Here is a 17,630-nt window from a genome sequence, read left to right on the forward strand (position 1 = left end):
GCAGGGGCGCTCGGGCGCTACAATGACGGCATGCCTTACCAACACATGACATTCGACAACGCGGAAGACGTGCTTTTCGCGATTTCCGAAACGCTCGCTCCGTGGTGCGCCGCAGGGCGCGTGCCCGTGCTGTTGGCGCCGACGCCCGCCGCGGTCCTGCGGTTGCGGCGCGCTCTTGCGGACGGCTCCTGCTCGTTCGGCGTGCGCGTGGAAACCCCCGACTCCTGGGTGGCGGACCAATGGGAGATCTACGGAGACGGGCGCGCCCTCGTGCAGGGCGGGGAGCGCGACCTTCTGATGCAGCGAGCCTGCTTTGAGATGCGGGCACGCGGCAATGCCGTGGAGCCCACGCCGGGCACGGTCTCTCTTTTGGCGGGGCTTGCTCGCGAATCGCTCCCGGCTCTGCTGGATGCGCTTGCGTGCGACGAGCGCCAGCGCGAGCTGAGCGCAGCGCAGCGCGGGGCGCTCGCGGTACTCGGGCGCTACGCCGGCTTGCTCGACGAGCTGTCGCTGTGCGAACGCTCCCAGGCGGCTTGCGCGCTTTCCAGGTGCGATTGCGCGTTCCCTCCGCTTGTTTTGGCGGGATTCGACGACATCGGCCAGGCGTACGGCGAGCTGTTCGACGCGCTTGCCGAGCGGGGCGACGTCGTGCGCCTTGACGACGGGTGCCGTGCGCCGTCGTCGTCGCTTGGCCGTTCGCCCGAATTGACGTCGCTGCTCGACCGGTTGTTCTTGTCGCAGGAGGAGGGTCCGCTCGAGCCGACGGGCGCCGTGCGCTTCCTGTTACCGGCTGGCCGTTATGCGGCTTGCGGGCTGGTGCTCTCGTGCGTGACCGAGGCCGTTGCCGCCGAGCGCGCAGCGGCGCGCGAGGAAGGGCGCGCGCCGCTGCCGGTGGTCGTGTCCGCTCGCGATCCGCGCGCCCTTTTCGACGAGCTGGCGGGTCCTTTGGCTGTCAGCGGGATATGCGCGGCGGCGTCTTCGCGCCGGTCGTTCGCGGATACGGCGTTCGGGCGCTCGTTTCTGGCGCTGTGGGCGTTTGCGAGCGACGATTCTTGCCGCTTGACCCTGGCTTCCGATTTCGCGTTCAGCGCGTTTTCGGGCTTGGGGAGGCGCGCGGCGTGCGAACTCGATGCGGCGTGGCGCGGCGATCGGACAACGGATCGGGAGCGCGTCGTGCGCGATCTGTCGGACGCGAGCGAGGTTGCGGCGTGCGCCCTGGCCGCGCTTCGGCGCGGCGACGTCGACGGTGCGCTTGCGTGCTTCGAGGATCGCCTTCGCCGTCGCATCGATCTTGACGCGTCGTTTCGCTCGGAGCAGCTTGCTGCCGTTTCGGCGGCTCGCTCCTTTGCGGCTGCATGCGCTCGCACCGGCTCCGACGCCTTGGCGGCGCGCCCGCTTCTGGAACGCGCGATGGTTCGCGCGAGCCTTCGAACGGCGGACCCTTCCTTTGAAGGGAAGCGGCAGCCCGAAGCGGTGTTTCTTTCGCTTGCCGACGTGGCCGAGCGCGCGGCGTGCTCGTGCTCGACGCTTGTGCTGTGCGACATGGACGCGCGTTCCTATCCCGTGCGGGCGAACGAAGACGGTGCGACCTTGCTGCTGGACAAGCTGGGCTTGGGGCGCTGCCGCGATGCGCTGGCGCAAGGTCGCCGGACGTTTTTCCGCGCGCTGTCTTGCGCGTGCTCTGCTGCGGTCTTGGAGCGCCCGCTCAACACCGAGGACGCGGACGAGGCGTACCCTGCGGTCATGTACGAGGAACTGCTCGATTGCTACCGGGCGTCCGACGGTCAGGACGGGGCCTCGGATCGCGCCACGGGACTTCCTTGCAGCCTTGTTCCGCATGCGCGCGGCGCGGGAGAGGAGGCGCTGCACGCGAACCTCGCGCCCCGGCCGGCGGGCGATGCTCGAAAGCCGTTGGCGTGGCCTGTCCCCGCTTCCGGCGAGGTGTCCGAGCCCCTGCGTTCGCACATCGTGGTTCCGCGGGGCGCGGGCGGCGACGACCGACCGGCCCTTTCGCCGTCTGCTCTGGAAAGCTATCTGGAGTGCCCGTACAAATGGTTCGCTCTGCGCCGGTTGCGCCTGTCGGAGCCTGACGCGGGGTTCGGGCCGCTTGAGATGGGCAGCTTCTCTCACGGGGTGCTCAAAAGCTTCTACGAGCGCTTCCGTGAAGCGGGCAACGCTAAAGTGACCCAGGACAACCTGGCGCGCGCACGGGAGCTTCTGGGCGCTACGTTCGACCGGCACCTGGGCTTTCAACGCGAGCTCAAGCGCAACCGCAATCCGCTAATTCCTCGGACGAAGTTCGAGGAATCGGAAGTGGCCGATCTGCGCAAAAGGCTGCTGGGCTACCTTGATCGGGAGGCGCTTCTGCTTCCCGGCTTCAAGCCGACCTGCTTCGAGCTCGATTTCGGCGAGGCCGAGCCGTTCGCGTACGCGGGATGCCTGCTGCGCGGCAGCATTGACCGCATTGACGTGAACGATCGAGGTCAAGCGGTGGTCATCGACTACAAGGGGTCGCTCACGGGCGACTACGCGCTCGCGTCAGCGTCGGAGGCGGCGCAGGCGGGCGGAGCCGTGCTCCCGCACAAGATTCAGTCGCTTGCGTACGCGCAGGTTGCGCGACGTTTGCTGGGCTTGGATGTTGTGGGCGCTCTGTACGTGTCGTACGGAAAGGCGGCTCGCGTGGCGGGCGCCGTGGACCGCAGCGTCGTGGGCGAGTCGGATGTTCCGGGGCTCGACATGCAGGCGTGCGGCGTTCCGGGCCCGGCGGGAGAGGCTGTGGGCGCGGCGACGTTCCAGGAGCTTCTTGACGTGGTGGAGCAGCGTATCGAAGCGGCTGTCCGCACGCTTTCCCGCGGGGATATAGCGCCTGATCCGCGCGGCGAAGACCCCTGTGGCCATTGTCCGGTCCTCACGTGCGAAAGGAGGCGTTGATCCATGGACTTGCGTACCTGCACGCCCGGTCAGCGCGAAAGCATCGAGCACGTGAAAGGACCGTTGCTCGTGTCTGCGGGGGCGGGATCGGGCAAGACCTTCACGCTCACGCAGCGCATTGCGTACGCGCTGCTGCCGGAAAGCGGGCCGGCAGCCGGCGGCGTGGACGAAGTGCTGGCCATCACGTTCACCGAGAAGGCGGCGGCTGAGATCAAAGCGCGCGTCAAGCGCACCTTGCGCGCGGAAGGCCTGGTCGAAGAAGCGCTCAAAGTGGACGGAGCCTGGATATCCACCATTCACGGCATGTGCGCGCGCATCCTGCGCACCCATGCGCTCGATTTGGGGATAGACCCTGCGTTTGGCATTGTGGGGGACGCGGAGCGCGCGGATCTGGTGGCCGACGCCATCGACGCGGCGCTCGGCGACGACAACGACATCATCGCGCGCGGGTCTTATGCGGCGCTGTTCGACGAGTATCCCGCGCGGTCGTCCTTGCCCTCGGCTCCGTCGGTGGCCTCCATGCTGGCGACGTTGCTGGACAAAGCCGTCAGCATGCGCGGAGGCATTGACGCCGTGGACTTCGGACCCGAGCCCGCGTGCGCGTCTGCGCTTGCGCGCGAGCTTCTGCTCGCGTACGAAACGGTGCAGCCCGCCCTCGAGCAGGCGGGCGGCAGCGCTACGGCCGAGCGTGCGCGCGGGCAGGCCGCGGACGCGATCGAGGCCCTTCAGGCATTTCTTTGCCGCTACGGCTCCGTTGCGGGGCCTGCCGCCGGAGCGGACAACATAGCGGCCCTGCACGCGCTGGCGGGCGCGCTCGAAGGGTGCCCGCGCATCGGGGGCAATTTCAAGGCTACCGTGAAAGAGGCGGTCAAAGCGTACCAGGCCGTGTACGAGGACGCGGCTCGGCAGATCGCGCTGGGGCTGGCTTTCCCGTTGGCGGCCGACCTCAAAGAGCTTGCGCGCGAGGTGTCGCTGCGCTACGAGCAATCCAAGCAGGCGCTGTGCAAGCTGGACAACGACGATCTGCTCACGCGCACGCTGGCTGCGTTCGAGCAGCATCCCGACATCGCTCGCCGTTACGAGGACCGCTTCAAGCTGGTCATGGTGGACGAGTTTCAGGATACCAGCCAGTTGCAGATCGACATGATCGCGCGCCTGTCCGGCCCGCGCTTCGCCCACCTGTGCACGGTCGGGGACGCGCAGCAGTCCATCTACCGGTTCCGCGGAGCCGACGTGAACGTGTACGAGGCCCACAAACGCGTCATGCGCTCGGCCGACGTGAATGCGCTCTACGTGGAGCTTGCCAAGAATTTCCGCAGTCACGCCGACGTGCTCTCGTTCGTGGATCGCGTGTTCGAGCAGCCCCAGGTCTTCGGCGACGCGTTCATGTCGCTCGAACCCCACGATGCGCGCCCGTCGCGTTACCGGGGGAGCGCACCGCGCATCGACCTGGTGCTGGCCGTGCAGCCGGCGGGGCGCGGCACGGGCGTGGGCATCGACGACGTCAAGCGCGCCGGTGCGCGGGAGATCGCCCGACGCTTCGCGTCTTTGCGCGAGGACGGGCATGCTCCGGGCGACATGGTGGTGCTGTTGGGCAAGATGAGCCGTGCGGGCGTGTACGCCGAAGCGCTGCGCGCCGAGGGCTTCGAATGCGTGGTGACGGGCGGATCGCAGTTCGCTTCGGCGCCTGAGGTTCGCGTGGTGGCGCGACTGCTGGAGGCGCTTGCGAATCCGGCGAACACCGCTGCTCTGTTCGAGGTGCTGACAAGCGACATGGTTCGTCTTTCGGCCGACGATTTTTTGGAGCTGGCTACCGAGGAGGACCCGGATACGGGCAGGGTGCGCCGTCGCGACCTCGATCGGGGCTTCGCGCGGTTGGCTTCCCGCTCGGACGAGCTTGCTCCCCGGCTGGCCCATGCCGTGCGGCTCTTCGACCGCGCGCAGCGTTTGGCGCGGGTCCTTCCCGCGTCCGCCGTGGTGCGCGACGCCGTGGTTCGAAGCGGCTGGATGGCGCGCCTCGAAGAGCAGGGGGCCGTGGGAACGGCATGCGCGGCCAACGTGCTGAAGGCCGTTCGCCTCATAGAGTCCGTGGAGGCCGAGCACCATGCCGGCCTGGCTTCGACGGCCCGCATCTTCGCCGGAGAGCTGTCGGTTGGCTTGAAGGAGTCGCCCGGCGCCCTGTCCGGCGCTGGCGGCGACGTGGTGAAGATCATGACCATTCACGCCTCGAAGGGCCTCGAGTTTCCTATCGTGGCGCTTGCGGATTTCGCCGACGGGCGCGCGGGCGCGGGAAAGCTGCTGGTGGAGGCTTGCGGGTCCGTGGCGCGGGCTTCGCTTGCTCCCGGCGCATCTTTGGATGCGTTCGAGCAGGTGAAGAGCCGGTCCAAGATGCCGCTTGCGGGCGACTTGGAGGAAAGCGCCGACCTTGACGCGGCCCGCGCGTTGGTCGAGGGCGGCGGGTTCGCGTGCGCCGAGGGCCGAAGCAGCTCATGTACGCAGTCCGCCTACCGTGCGACGCTCGCGCAGCGCGCGGCGGACGAAGAGCTGGCCGAAGCGCGCCGCAAGCTGTACGTGGGGCTTACGCGCGCAAGCGAATCCCTTGTGGTCGTTATGGACGCGAAGGCTCCATCGGCGGGCAAGCCGCCTGCGTACGCGGCTCTCGTAGACGACGTGCGCAGCGCGTTGTGCGGCGTCGCCGACTTCCCCGAAGGATCGGCGCAGCTTCCGTATGGCGGAAGCGAGCCCGCGCGGTTCGAGCGGGTGCTCGTGCAGCCGGATGCCTTGGAAGAGGGCGCTTTGCGGGATCGGCCCGAGCAGGCCGTCTTCGTCGTGCCGTCGCCGCCCGTCGACGCGCCTGCGTGCGAGCCGTGGAGCGCCGGGCGCGGCGACGTCTTCTCCTATTCGGCCTTGGCTCGGGAAGGCGAGCCGACGGCCCCGGCTCTTCCTGCATCGGAGCGCTCGGGCTTGGGCGATGGGGACGTTTGTCCCGACGGCAAGCTGATGCGGGAAGATGGGGACGCGACCGAACGGTCGCTCGACGCCGATAAGGCTACGGGGCTGGGCAGCGCGTTTCACCGTGCGGCCCAGTTCGCCGTCGAAACCGGCCGCGTTCCCGACGAAGCCCGCCTGAACGTCTTCGCCGCCGCCTTCGGACTGACGCCTTGCCAGAAGGAGCGCTTGCGCTCTGCGTGCGCCTGCTGGTTTGGCAGCTTCACGTACGCCGAGGCTTCCTCTTGGCCGCTTCGCCGCGCCGAGGTGCCGTTCTTCGAGCGCGTGGGGGAGGGTTTTCTCGAAGGCGAGATCGATCTTTTGTGCACGGACGGGCCCGAGGGCGCCGCGCGCCGCGCGCTGGTGGTCGACTACAAGACGGGCGGCAGGGACGAAGAGCCGCTCGATCTGGTGCGGGAGCGGCATCTGCTTCAAGCGCAGTGCTACGCGTACGCCCTGCTTTGCCAGAGGTATCGCGATGTGGAGCTGAGGTTCGTGCGCGTTGAGCGCGCGGATGCGCAGGGGCAGCCGCAGGAGGTCTCATACCGCTTCTCGGCCAAGGACCGAAGCGATCTTGCGCAAGCGGTGCTTTCTGCACGGGGATGAGCGGCGGTTGTCGCGAACTGCTTCGGGCGCGACGGGCGTTTTTCAAGCCCGAAGCAGTTTCGGCAAAGCTCTAGTATGGCAGGAAGTCCTCCTGAAAACCATGACTAAAAAACTAATATAATATTTGCTACGATAGGGCGGCTCGGCGGCGTTCGAAGGGAGAGATGCAGCGGTCTTGATCGACGAGCGCCCCGAGCCTCTATGCCTGGCGGTTGCGGCGTCCCAGGCGCTCGTAAGCCGCCGTCACCTGCAGTTCGTACTCCTTGCGGGTGCCTTTGACCACGGTGTCCAGGATAAGGCCGCTTGCAAAGGCCAGGATGCCCACGAACACGAGCGCCACCGCCAAGAGCGCGGAGGGAAGCTTGGGAACAAGGCCCGTTTGCGCGAACTCCACGATGACCGGCACGCCCGCAATGAGTCCCAGAACGCAGAACAGCAGGGCCAGCCAGCTGAACAGGGCCAGCGGGCGGTAATCTTTGAACAGGGACAAGATCATGAGCAGCACCTTCATGCCGTCGGAGAAGGTGTTGAGCTTCGACTCCGACCCCTCGGGCCGGTCGCGGTAGTCGATGGGCACCTCGACGATGCGCCAGCGCTTGTCCACGGCGTGAATGGAGAGCTCCGTTTCGATCTCGAAGCCGGGGGAGAGCACCGGCATGGTTTTCGCGAACACGGCGTTGTAGGCGCGATACCCGGTCATGACATCCGAGAACTTGAACCCGTAGATCCACTTGATGAGCACGCGCACCAGGTCGTTGCCGAATCCGTGGAAGGCGCGATCGTTCTCTTCGCCGTAGGTGCCGTTGGACAGGCGGTCGCCCACGGTCATGTCGGCTTCGTCGTTCATGAGCGGGGCGAGCAGCGCGGGTGCGGCTTCTGCCGGGTACGTGTCGTCGCCGTCCACCATGAGGTAGTAGTCCGCATCGATGTCGCGCATCATCTGGCGCACGACGTTTCCCTTGCCCTGTCGGCGCTCGGTGCGCACGATGGCTCCGTGCTCGCGCGCGATGGCGGCCGTGTCGTCGGAGGAATTGTTGTCGTACACGTAAATGTCGGCGTCCGGCAGGACGCGCTTGAAGTCGTCGACCACCTTTCCGATGGTCACGGCTTCGTTGTAGCAGGGGATGAGCACGGCTACGGTTGCGCGCTCGGCGGTCGTCTGGGTGGCGGTGTTTTGCTGCACGGTCTTCTCCTCGGTTGAATTGTCGATCATCCTACCCGAAACCATCGCGGCGCGCCAGATGCCCTTGTGATTCTCCGGATGAAACACGGTTGGCAAGCTGTTTCCCAACAGTAAGGTAGCGCGGGGTTCTGCGTGTTAGAATGCGGAAACTCTCAACGATTCCGATAGGTGGCGTATTTCCTCATGGAGCTGCTTAAACGCTCGAGCGAACGCAGGGGCGTCGCCCTCTTGGCCCTCGCCCTGGTTCTTGTGCTCGCGTGCTCTCTTGCATATACGGTCGTGTCTTCGCGCTCGGCTACGGATGCGGCCATTCGGTCCGTGAGCGAGGTGTACCTTGAGGAGTTGAGCGACCGCGTGGCCGCTCATTACGAGGCCAGCATCGAAAGCAAGTTCGCCCAGCTTGACACGTTGGGCACCTCGCTCGACCTCCTTCGCCCCGAAACCGCGGATCAGGTGGCCGCCGTGCTTGCCGACCAGCAGCAAAACGACCAGTACCTTTCTCTTGCGCTTCGAGCCAGCGATGGAAGCTACTGCACCGCGCAAGGGGCTTGCGACAGCCTTGCCGCGGGTACCGCCGCTACGCAGAGCATTTCAGAGCTGCGCACCTACGACAGCGGGTCCATCACGATCATGCGCGACGACGCGGTGATCCTGGTTGACGCCATACCTCCCATCACCTGCGGTTCGGTCACGTACACGATGGCCATCGCCAGCTTCGACGCTTCCCGGCTGTTCGATCGGATCGACTTCGACATGACGAACGGGCGCTCGCGGTCGAGCGTGATCACGACGGACGGAACCTGCATTATCGGAGGCGACCCGGGCGGCTTGGAGGACGGGAGCAACCTGTTCGACCAGCTGGGCAGCTTTTCCAGCCTGGAGGACGGTTACGGTATCGACGATGTGCGCGAGGCCGTGCAGAACGGGCGGTCGTGCCTTGTGCCGTTCACGTCCGCCGAAGGATCGGGGCACCGCTACCTGTACTTGAAGCCCATGGAGGGCGGCGACACGTACCTGTGCACCACCATGCCCTACGGGGCGGTGGACGACAGCATTGCGTCTTTGAGCGACGTGCTGCAGCAAAACGCCGTGATCATGGGCGGCGCGCTGGCGCTGGCCGTCGGGTCGATCTTCTTGGTGTACTACCTGCTGGCGCGCCGGAACACGCGCCTGCTGGCCGACGAGAAGGCGCGCGCGGAAAGCGCGCTCGACCAGGCGCAGCGCGCGAACCAGGCGAAAAGCGAGTTCCTTTCGCGCATGTCCCACGAGATCCGCACGCCGATGAACGGCATCATGGGCATGACCTCCATTGCGCTCGAGCACATGGGCGACGACGAGAAGGTGCGCGTTTGCCTGGAAAAGGTCACCATGTCCTCACGCCACCTGATGGCGCTCATCAACGACATTTTGGATATGAGCAAGATCGAAAGCGGCAAGATCGAGATCAAGGACGAACCGTTCGATTTTCGTGCGTTCGCAAGCGCGCTCACGGCCGTGTTCGAAGAGCAGGCCGCCGAAAACGGGGTGAACTACGCCACGTGCGAATCCGGCGATCTGCCCGATTTCGCCACGGGAGACGTGTTGCGGCTGAACCAGATTGCGTACAACCTGGTGGGCAACGCCTTCAAATTCACCCCCGAAGGCGGCAGCGTGACCTTGCTGATCGAACGGATGACGGGTCCTGAAGACCGTTCTTCGGGGCTTCTGGCGCAGGAGGGTCCTGACGATAGCGCTTCGAGACGTTCCCGCGCTGCTTGCGACGACGCTCTATGGGTGCGGTTCTCGGTCATCGACACGGGCTGCGGCATCGGGCCGGAGCATTTCGAGAGCATATTCTCGCTGTTCGAGCAGGGAGACCCCTGCACGGCTCGGGCGCATGGCGGAACGGGGCTTGGCCTTGCCATCACGAAGCGGTTCGCCGAGATGATGGGGGGTCGCGTGGGGCTTCAGAGCACGCTGGGGAAGGGGTCGGTGTTCACGGTCGAGCTTCCGCTGGGCCAGGCGTCCGGGAAGGGGTCGGCTTCGTCCTCGGTTGACAGCGGGCTTTCGGAATCTTCGTCGTACGACTTCGGCGGCGCGCGGGTGCTGGTGGCGGAAGACAACGAGCTGAACCGCGAGATCGCCATCGAGATCCTGTCGATGGCGGGCGCGTGTGCGGTCACGGCCGAAACGGGCGCTCGCGCGGTTTCCGTGTTCGCCGAATCCGAGGCGGGCTACTTCGACCTTGTGTTGATGGACGTGCAGATGCCCGAGATGGACGGATACGAGGCCACCCGCGCCATTCGCGAGCTCGACCGCCCCGACGCTCGTTGCATTCCCATTCTTGCCATGACCGCCAACGCTTTCGTGGAGGACGAGGAGCGCAGCCGACTGAGCGGAATGGACGGACATCTGAGCAAGCCGCTTGATATCCGCCGGGTTTATGCCACAATGGACAAGTTTTTGAAGAGGGCGCGTAAAGAAGGCGGCGCGGCAACCTAGACCGGTCCCGGCTCTTGCGGGACGCGGCCCTGGCGGACGGAAGGACGGCGGAACGTGAAGAAGCTGATCGCTCAGATCATGAAGTTCGGCGTGGTGGGCGTGATCGCCTTCGTCATAGATTACGGCTTGCTGGCCTTGCTCACCGAGGCGTTCGGCGTCAACTACCTGGTAAGCGCCACCGTTTCGTTCACGGTGTCCGTGGTGTTCAACTACGTGGCCTCCATGCGCTACGTGTTCAAGCACAAAGAAGGCATGAGCCGTCGTCGAGAGTTCGTCATATTCGTGGTCTTGTCGGTGATAGGCTTGGGCATCAACAACTTCTGCATGTGGGCGGGCGTGGAGCTTTTGGGCGTGCACTACCTGGTGGTGAAGATAGGAGCCACGTTCGTCGTGATGGTGTGGAACTTCGTCACGCGCAAGAAATTCCTCGACGCCGGCGACGAGCCTGGCGAGATCTTGGCCGACGTGGAATAAGGTGCGCCTGCGCGGCGGGCTGCGGAAAACGAAAAAGGCCAGGCACATGGCCTGACCCGATGATTCAACTGGTGCCCTTGACAGGATTCGAACCTGCGGCTTTCTGCTCCGGAGGCAGACGCTCTATCCCCTGAGCTACAAGGGCACGTTTGTCCTGTTCAGAAGTACAAAACCAGTGAAATCATCCTGCTCTTTCGAGGGATGACCACCTGTCCGGCATCCAGGCATCCTGCCTAATTCCACATGCCGTCAGTACCTCATAATCGAACTTTTACATGATAGCAGTTTGTCAGCACTCTTCAAGGCAGAAAAATAGTCGGCATCCACTTTGCACTTTGCACGCCGATTTCCCCTAGCGTCCTCAACCGTGCGGCGGTACTTGTCTCAAGGGTAAAACGACACTCGTTCCGCTCTAAGAGCTTTGGAGACTTAATGCAATTCGCCTATAGGTTCGAGTCGATAACATCCATGTCGTACCAGCTGAACAAAAGGCCGCGTCCCGATTTGTGGTGCATCAAGGGCCATCGCTGGAATCGCCGGCCACCCCTGCTCGATGAATGCTGCCCTTGCTCGCCCTCGGGGTCAATCGCCGCCGAGATTATCTCGACGGCGGCCTGCCTTGCAGCGAGCATGGACTCCTCGCTCGGCGTCGATCCCTCGGCTCTTCTCCATGCGTGGGCAGGCGACGGCTTCGAGATGACGCAGCTCACCGACCGCTCCTCGTCGGCCTCGATGAGCACCGCGCCCGCCAAGCGGATGAGGGACTCGCGCGAAGGGAAGCCCTGCACGACGTTGGTGCGCCGCTTGATCTCGCGGTCGGCCCGCTCCTGCACGTTGTCGGTGCGGATCTTGGTCCTGTGCGACACGGGGAAGGCCGGGTAGGCGAGAGCCTCCTCCGCCTCCAGCAGGACCCCGCCCGCCGACGGCGACGGCTTCGCGACCTCCTCGGCCGCCCTCTGGCAGTGCGCCCGCGCCACGAGCGGGTTCTTCTGGGCGAAGGCGGCCTTCATCGCCTCGCGCGCGATCCTCTGGTCCTCCCTCCTGTGGACGTGGCCGACGACGTTGCGCATCAGGTGCGTGACGCAGCGCTGCCAGGCCGCCCATTGGAACGTCTCGGCTATCGCCGACTCGAGCCCTTCGTGGGCGTCCGACACCACGAGCTGCGCCCCGTCCTCGCCGGCGGCCACGCCGCGGGCGCGCAGGTCGGACAGGAACGCCTTCCAGCCGGCGTGGGACTCGGTGTCGGCGCAGTCCACGCCCAGGAAGCGCTTGTGGCCCGTGTCGTCGAGCCCGATGGCGGTCACGACGGCTTGGGAGACCGAGCGGCCGTCGACCCGGCACTTGACGTAGGTGGCGTCGAGCCACGGGTGGGCGAACCTCACGCCGTCGAAGCGCTGACGGCGGAACGCCCGCCACCTCCTCCATCTTGCGCGCGGAGATGCCCATGACGTACATCTCGGCCACCGCGGCCGCGAGCGCACGGTCCGCCCGGCAGTAGCGCTCTATGAGGTCCTCGGGGGAAGAACGTCCCCGTCTTCAGCTTCGGGATCCCGACCCTTATGTCCCCTGCGGACGTGAGAAGGCCGCGCTCCCTGTAGCCGTTGCGGCTGTTGGTGCGCTCGGGGCTGCGCTCGCCGTAGGGCGCCCCGCACGCCTCGTTGGCCTTCGCTGACACGAGCGAGTTCAAGAGGATCTCCAGGCATCTGCGCCCGAACGCCTGCAGGTCGGTGCACTCCTCGAGCGCCTCGAGCGCGAGCCTCTTCACTTCCGGGTCGTTGCATAGTACAGTGTCCACGACGGTCATCGCCTTTCCCTGAATCCGTTTTTTGTGGTGATTAACGATTCTGGACGATGGCCGTTTTTCTCGGGCAGGCTTCGTCCGCCCTCCAAAACGGATTGATGCACCAACTTTCGGGACGCTACCAATAAGAGAATGAAAGGTGCGAAATATGGGAAAAGGCACAAAGAAGAAAAGCAAAAAAGTTGCAGCGCCAAAAGCAAATATCCAGGAATTAAGTATTTCTAGAGATGGCGGACAAATCGCACTCAAAGGGTACTCGTATCAATTCTTGTATTCGTGCTATTTAATTCTTTCGTCATCAAGTCCGGGCATTTCTTTTCAGCTTGAGGGAATTGAAGATATTGATTGTATTAAGCAGAAAAATGACAGCAGTGATGTCACTCATATACAGCTGAAATATTCTGTCAACAAACAGGATGCCAGCTTTTTGCATGATGTGCTTAAAAACTTTCTTGAAGCATATTTGCTGGATCAAAATAGATTTTTTAAGCTGGTTTATGATTTCCCTGTTGCAAAAGGCAATCTAAGTAAGATATTTGCATCTGATTTGGATGAAAAATCACGCATCTATTGGACTGATGCGATTTTAAATATCAAGCAAAACAATCCTTCTTGGAATTGGTCTGCATATGATTTCGATAAATTTATTTCACATTTGTCATTTGAGAAGATAGAAAAATCTATACTTGCTGCTGAAATTGAAAAAGCCTTAATTGGAACTTATGAGATTAACACGGACAATGTTTCTTTATTTGCAAACGGCATAAAAATCCTTTGCTTTGAAAAAATGGAGCAGCGGGCCTATGTGACCAAAGCGGAATTAGATTCCCAAATCCAATCTGTCAAAATAGATATCAGTAAGGGTCCTCAGAATCCAGCTCATAGTTGGATTCGTAAACTGGACTACTCTAAGCCTAGCCTTGATGAAGGTCGTAGTTTTTACGAGGGGAAAAAAGCAACACCAGTAGATATAGCAAGTGGGCTTCCAATCAAACGACCGAGCTTAGAGAAAGATGTTATTAATTCCATTTGCGAAAACACGGTTACTGTAATTAAAGCTTCTAGTGGGCAAGGAAAAACCACACTGGCTTTGCAGACAGCTTATATCCTCCAAGATGAATATGTACCATATCAATTATTGTGGTGCGATGAAATCAAAGAGATTGGAAATATCGTCCAATATTTCAAAGCAAGAATTCAGCTTGGTGAAAAGATTCTTATCTTAATTGACAATCTGGATAACCATCTCAGCAAATGGAATTATCTTGTTCAGCTCTTACAATCCGAATTGCATTGTCATTATAAGTTGCTCATCACATCGCGAGAGATTGATTGGTACAATTATAGTGGCGACTTGAGCAATATTCAGTCTTTGAAAGTAATTAAGCCGGCTTTAGAAGAAAAGGAAGCAATAGAGATATTCAATCTATTCAGAGAGGCTAAGCAGCTTCACCCAAGCATGACAAGCTGGCAAAGAGCATGGAATAAGATTGCAGAAAGACGACTACTTATAGAGTATGTCTACTTGCTTACTCATGGCGAGATGCTATCAGAAAGAATAGCCTCACAAATATCCGAAATAGGACAATCATCTTCTGGCAAAGCAAAATGTGAAATCCTACGCAAAGTATGTTTTGCAGATCTTTGCGGAGTCAGGCTTTCTGTTGCCGACCTTTATGCGAGTCAATCAGAAGACTCTGGCTCGGATTTTGGGGAGCTCTTAAAAAGTATGGAATCCGAGTTCCTTGTACATGTGAATGCTGAAAGAGGGTATATTGAAGGGCTTCATCCCATCAGATCTAAACATGTTGTTGATAGATTGCACGAATTTCTTTCTGTTGACAACACAGCTATTTCCGTTATTAAAATTACAGGAAAAGCAGATCTTCCTGTAATGTTTTCTCATCTACCAGAGTTTAATCTCAACAACGATGAATTCTTCAGAAATATTGTAGAGGTATTGTGGGATAAGGATGATTTATCGAACTATATTCTTGCAATACAGGGGCTTTTTTCAGGGAGCGTGATGCAGTATTATCTTTCAAATCAGTCTGCGTTCGACGATGCAAATGCCCATGGTGGACTATTCGTCATATCGACCGAAATGTGTCCTTTTGCAGCATTCACAGAGTTTGGCGTGTCGATAGACACTCTTGACAAGATGCAAGAAGTACTCCCAGATAATAAGAATGTAGAATATCTTTGCGAATTACGCGATCGTATTCCCGCCTGTAATTTGCAGAAAACTCTTGTCCATGCTTTTTGCAATTGTTTATATAGAAAATTACTTCCTCTTAGTTTTGCCGAGATAAAAGACATTGCATCTTATGCCTCCATTTCCGAATGGATATACAACATAAATTCTGAATTTAATTTGTCTGCAAGCATCTCTTTGGACGATATTTGGATCGAGCCGGAAAAATTAACTTTGGAGTGCATTTCAACTCTAATGTATATCTCCTACTGTGGTAACAAAGATGTATATATGGAGTTTGTCGGAAGAAATCTTAAGCATATCCTTACATACCTCAAACAGCAAACAAAATCACACAAAATATTTATTGATTCCGGAAAGAATGCAATTCATGTTGAGTATATACTTCAATTGCGCAATATCAAAACCGGAAATGAGCAAAGTGTTTCGAGGTTGAAATATGTCTGCAGGACATTACCTATATTTGATTTGTACTGTGCGGATGCATTAAAACCAACTTTAAGTTTATTATCTGCTTATACCGTACCTGAAGATGCGCATAAAGAAATGCCCATTAGAAACATTGTAATCATGTTCCATCAGAATCTTACGTCGCTATGGAACAAGACCATTATGAGCAATTACGAATTTGATACCGTGACAGAATGGTTAAATTACTGGTTTGATGTGAGAGAACATATATGTTTGCTTGCAGATAAGTGCTGTGCCTGTGTTTATAAACTTCTTGGTGAAAAACCATTAGGGAGTTTGGCCGGTGAGGTGGATCAACTTCGTGAAGAATTTGCCCTAATTACTACTGGTGAAAAGCGATATCCTAAGGAAGATCGTCCTTTTGAAGAAAAAGCTACAGTGCCCGAGAGGTTAGGAAAAATAAAGAGTAAGTACTTTCAAAGCATACGTAACTTTACGAATCAGTTTGTAGGGGTCCTCGTTAAGGATGAGCAAAAACAAAGATTGGCTATGGTTAACCTTACGACAGCCCAAAGTACTCTTGTGACAATGCAGAATTACTTTGCAGAAATCGCAATTGATTTTGGCTTCCAGGAAAGACAGTTAGCTCTTTGTGTTATGGAAACACAAAGCATAGAGCGACTAATAATGTGCTGTAGCTACTACCAGGCACATTCGCCAAATAAGTATTTTAATAAATATCAAATTAGGAATTGGTATGACGGGCATTGTCGGGATGAGAGAAAGATAGCAGAAGACGGATTGTCGAAATTAGAATCCAAGTATTCGATTCATTTTCCTGATCAAATTTACACCACTGACATGTTGAGCTATTATCCCATCATAGTTGGTGATTTTGATATGACATCGGAAGACAATTTAACCGAATGTCTTCTGGGCTGTATCGCATTTTCGGATGCTCCCTTTGATTACCTAGTCATTTTATCTGCAAACGAGTCCGAAGAAATAAACCCTATTGCTTTACAGTTCCCTCGACGGATGTTCGTTGACATCAAGAAGGCAATCGAATCAGGGAATCATTCATTGCTTGATGAACTGATGCCTCCATTTCCTGTGGACGTGACAGCGCAAATGCTCGACTGCTTTATTGAAAAATATGATTTGCCTGAAAAAAACTCCATCGATGTCGATCAACTTCCCATAGGAGATGTTGCAGAAGAACTATGGACATATTCTAAATCTGTGGAGTTGTTGACGGAGCCGGAAGATGCCTTCTATCTTGCAGCTGAAACACAGGGTATTCAGACCAACATCGCGGGAATGCTTCGTTTATTGAAGAGCAAGCTTCCATCCGAAGATGTCGATTGGTTAATGGAAATTTGTAATGGTGTATTCTCTGGCAAAAAATTTGATGACATTATATTTAACAATGTTATTGAGCATTTCGTACAGAAGAAGATTGAGCAGTAAAACCTTCGTCTCTTGATTGATTTAGCGGACGCTGTCTGCTGAATCGAAGGAAAAGAATGTTGATAGCATAGCTATTGAAAATGCCAGACTATGACTGGCATTTTCCAACTAAAATTGTATAAATAAGTACAATACGCAAAAACAGAAATACATTTTTGTCGTGTGCTTGACATACGTATGCCGAAGAAGATGCACCGACGTTTTGCTTACTCCGCGCGCCAGGTTGTAGTTGTGAATGGCGTGATAGAGTCCGTTCGGATTGAGCTTCTTCTCTGTGTAAGTGCTGAAGAACACGTACCCTTCCTCTGTCGCGGGGCTTATGCTCTGCCACGTCATGAGGTCGAGCATGGCATCGGTAGGGACGGGCACGTAGTATTGCTCGTTGGTCTTGGTGTGCCGGAGGATGCAAACATGCTTTTCCAGATCGATATCGCACCATTTCACGTTAACGGCGGTTGAGAGTCTCACGCCGGTTCGAACGATGAAGCTGATAGCCGCCCACGTTCTCCATTCGGTCAAATCGTCGGTCTTGGGCTGCATGAGCAACACGTCCAATTCGGCTTGGCTGTAGGGCGTTTTCAGAGTCATATCCGCTTTGGGGAGGCTGATCTTGAAGGGCTTCACCCAGCCCCGCTCTTCGTCCATGCACCAATACAAAAACGTTCGAATGGACTTCACCTTCGTCTGAACCGACGTGTCCATGTTGCCGAGTTCGTTTCGGAGTATGCCCTCCCATGTTTCGACATGGAGCTTCCTGATGCTTCCGATGGCGAAAAAGAGGGGAGAAGCCGTTCTTTGTTTTGAGCTTGCGGGATTGTCGCCCATGCACCAGCTTACGAACTCCTGCACGTGGCAAACGTAGGTCTGTATCGTTTTGGCTCGGCATCCTTGCTGTCTTTTTGAGAACAGGAACTGATCGAACGCCTGTTGACAGGTGATTTCGTTCGCTGTTGGTTATTACACCCGTATCGGTACATCGTTCCAGACCATCGGTACGGCATTTCGCAGCATCGGCACAGTGATTCTGCCTAGCAGTGCACACCCACAAGATATTGATTTCAAGGGCCCGA

The 17,630-nt window shown here is 58.4% G+C and carries 8 protein-coding genes, 1 tRNA gene and 2 pseudogenes; 5 read left to right on the forward strand and 6 right to left on the reverse strand.

Translation table 11 applies throughout. The features are described 5' to 3' along the window. The first annotated feature begins 45 nt into the window (after positions 1–45). Both LQE90_RS11285 and LQE90_RS11290 read left to right on the forward strand, forming a co-directional pair. Entirely contained in the window at positions 46–2,931 is a 2,886-nt protein-coding gene (locus tag LQE90_RS11285) for a PD-(D/E)XK nuclease family protein (protein WP_231088312.1), read from the forward strand. Between the two features lie 3 nt (positions 2,932–2,934). Continuing rightward, positions 2,935–6,525, forward strand: coding sequence for a UvrD-helicase domain-containing protein (locus LQE90_RS11290; RefSeq protein ID WP_216529882.1), 3,591 nt, complete (start codon positions 2,935–2,937; stop codon positions 6,523–6,525). A gap of 199 nt (positions 6,526–6,724) precedes the next feature. On the opposite strand, the gene LQE90_RS11295 is transcribed toward LQE90_RS11290, so the two are convergent. Further along, entirely contained in the window at positions 6,725–7,738 is a 1,014-nt protein-coding gene (locus LQE90_RS11295; protein WP_231088313.1) for a glycosyltransferase family 2 protein, read from the reverse strand. A gap of 153 nt (positions 7,739–7,891) precedes the next feature. Between LQE90_RS11295 and LQE90_RS11300 the strand changes: the two genes are divergently transcribed. Together LQE90_RS11300 and LQE90_RS11305 are read left to right on the forward strand one after the other, a co-directional pair. After that, on the forward strand, positions 7,892–10,189 hold the full coding sequence (locus LQE90_RS11300; protein WP_216529883.1) for an ATP-binding protein: 2,298 nt from the start codon (positions 7,892–7,894) through the stop codon (positions 10,187–10,189). Between the two features lie 54 nt (positions 10,190–10,243). Continuing rightward, entirely contained in the window at positions 10,244–10,663 is a 420-nt protein-coding gene (locus LQE90_RS11305; RefSeq protein ID WP_216529884.1) for a GtrA family protein, read from the forward strand. A gap of 69 nt (positions 10,664–10,732) precedes the next feature. Here LQE90_RS11305 and LQE90_RS11310 read toward each other — a convergent pair. The 4 genes and pseudogenes from LQE90_RS11310 to LQE90_RS11325 all read right to left on the reverse strand — a co-directional run. Beyond that, a tRNA-Arg gene (locus LQE90_RS11310) sits at positions 10,733–10,808 on the reverse strand. Positions 10,809–11,106: 298 nt separating this feature from the next. Next, on the reverse strand, positions 11,107–12,045 hold the full coding sequence (locus LQE90_RS11315; RefSeq protein WP_231088314.1) for an IS256 family transposase: 939 nt from the start codon (positions 12,043–12,045) through the stop codon (positions 11,107–11,109). A 76-nt stretch (positions 12,046–12,121) separates the two neighbouring features. Next, positions 12,122–12,169, reverse strand: a pseudogene (locus tag LQE90_RS12540) (hypothetical protein); the annotation flags it as partial. A gap of 70 nt (positions 12,170–12,239) precedes the next feature. Continuing rightward, positions 12,240–12,467, reverse strand: a pseudogene (locus tag LQE90_RS11325) (transposase); the annotation flags it as partial. Between the two features lie 145 nt (positions 12,468–12,612). On the opposite strand from LQE90_RS11325, the gene LQE90_RS11330 reads away from it, so the two are divergent. Continuing rightward, entirely contained in the window at positions 12,613–16,560 is a 3,948-nt protein-coding gene (locus LQE90_RS11330; RefSeq protein ID WP_147269877.1) for a P-loop NTPase, read from the forward strand. A 108-nt stretch (positions 16,561–16,668) separates the two neighbouring features. Here LQE90_RS11330 and LQE90_RS11335 read toward each other — a convergent pair whose 3' ends face one another. Further along, positions 16,669–17,262, reverse strand: coding sequence for a tyrosine-type recombinase/integrase (locus LQE90_RS11335; protein ID WP_181792599.1), 594 nt, complete (start codon positions 17,260–17,262; stop codon positions 16,669–16,671). Positions 17,263–17,630: the final 368 nt, after the last annotated feature.

Source organism: Paraeggerthella hominis, from assembly GCF_021044775.1.
In the GTDB taxonomy this organism is placed as follows: domain Bacteria; phylum Actinomycetota; class Coriobacteriia; order Coriobacteriales; family Eggerthellaceae; genus Paraeggerthella; species Paraeggerthella hominis.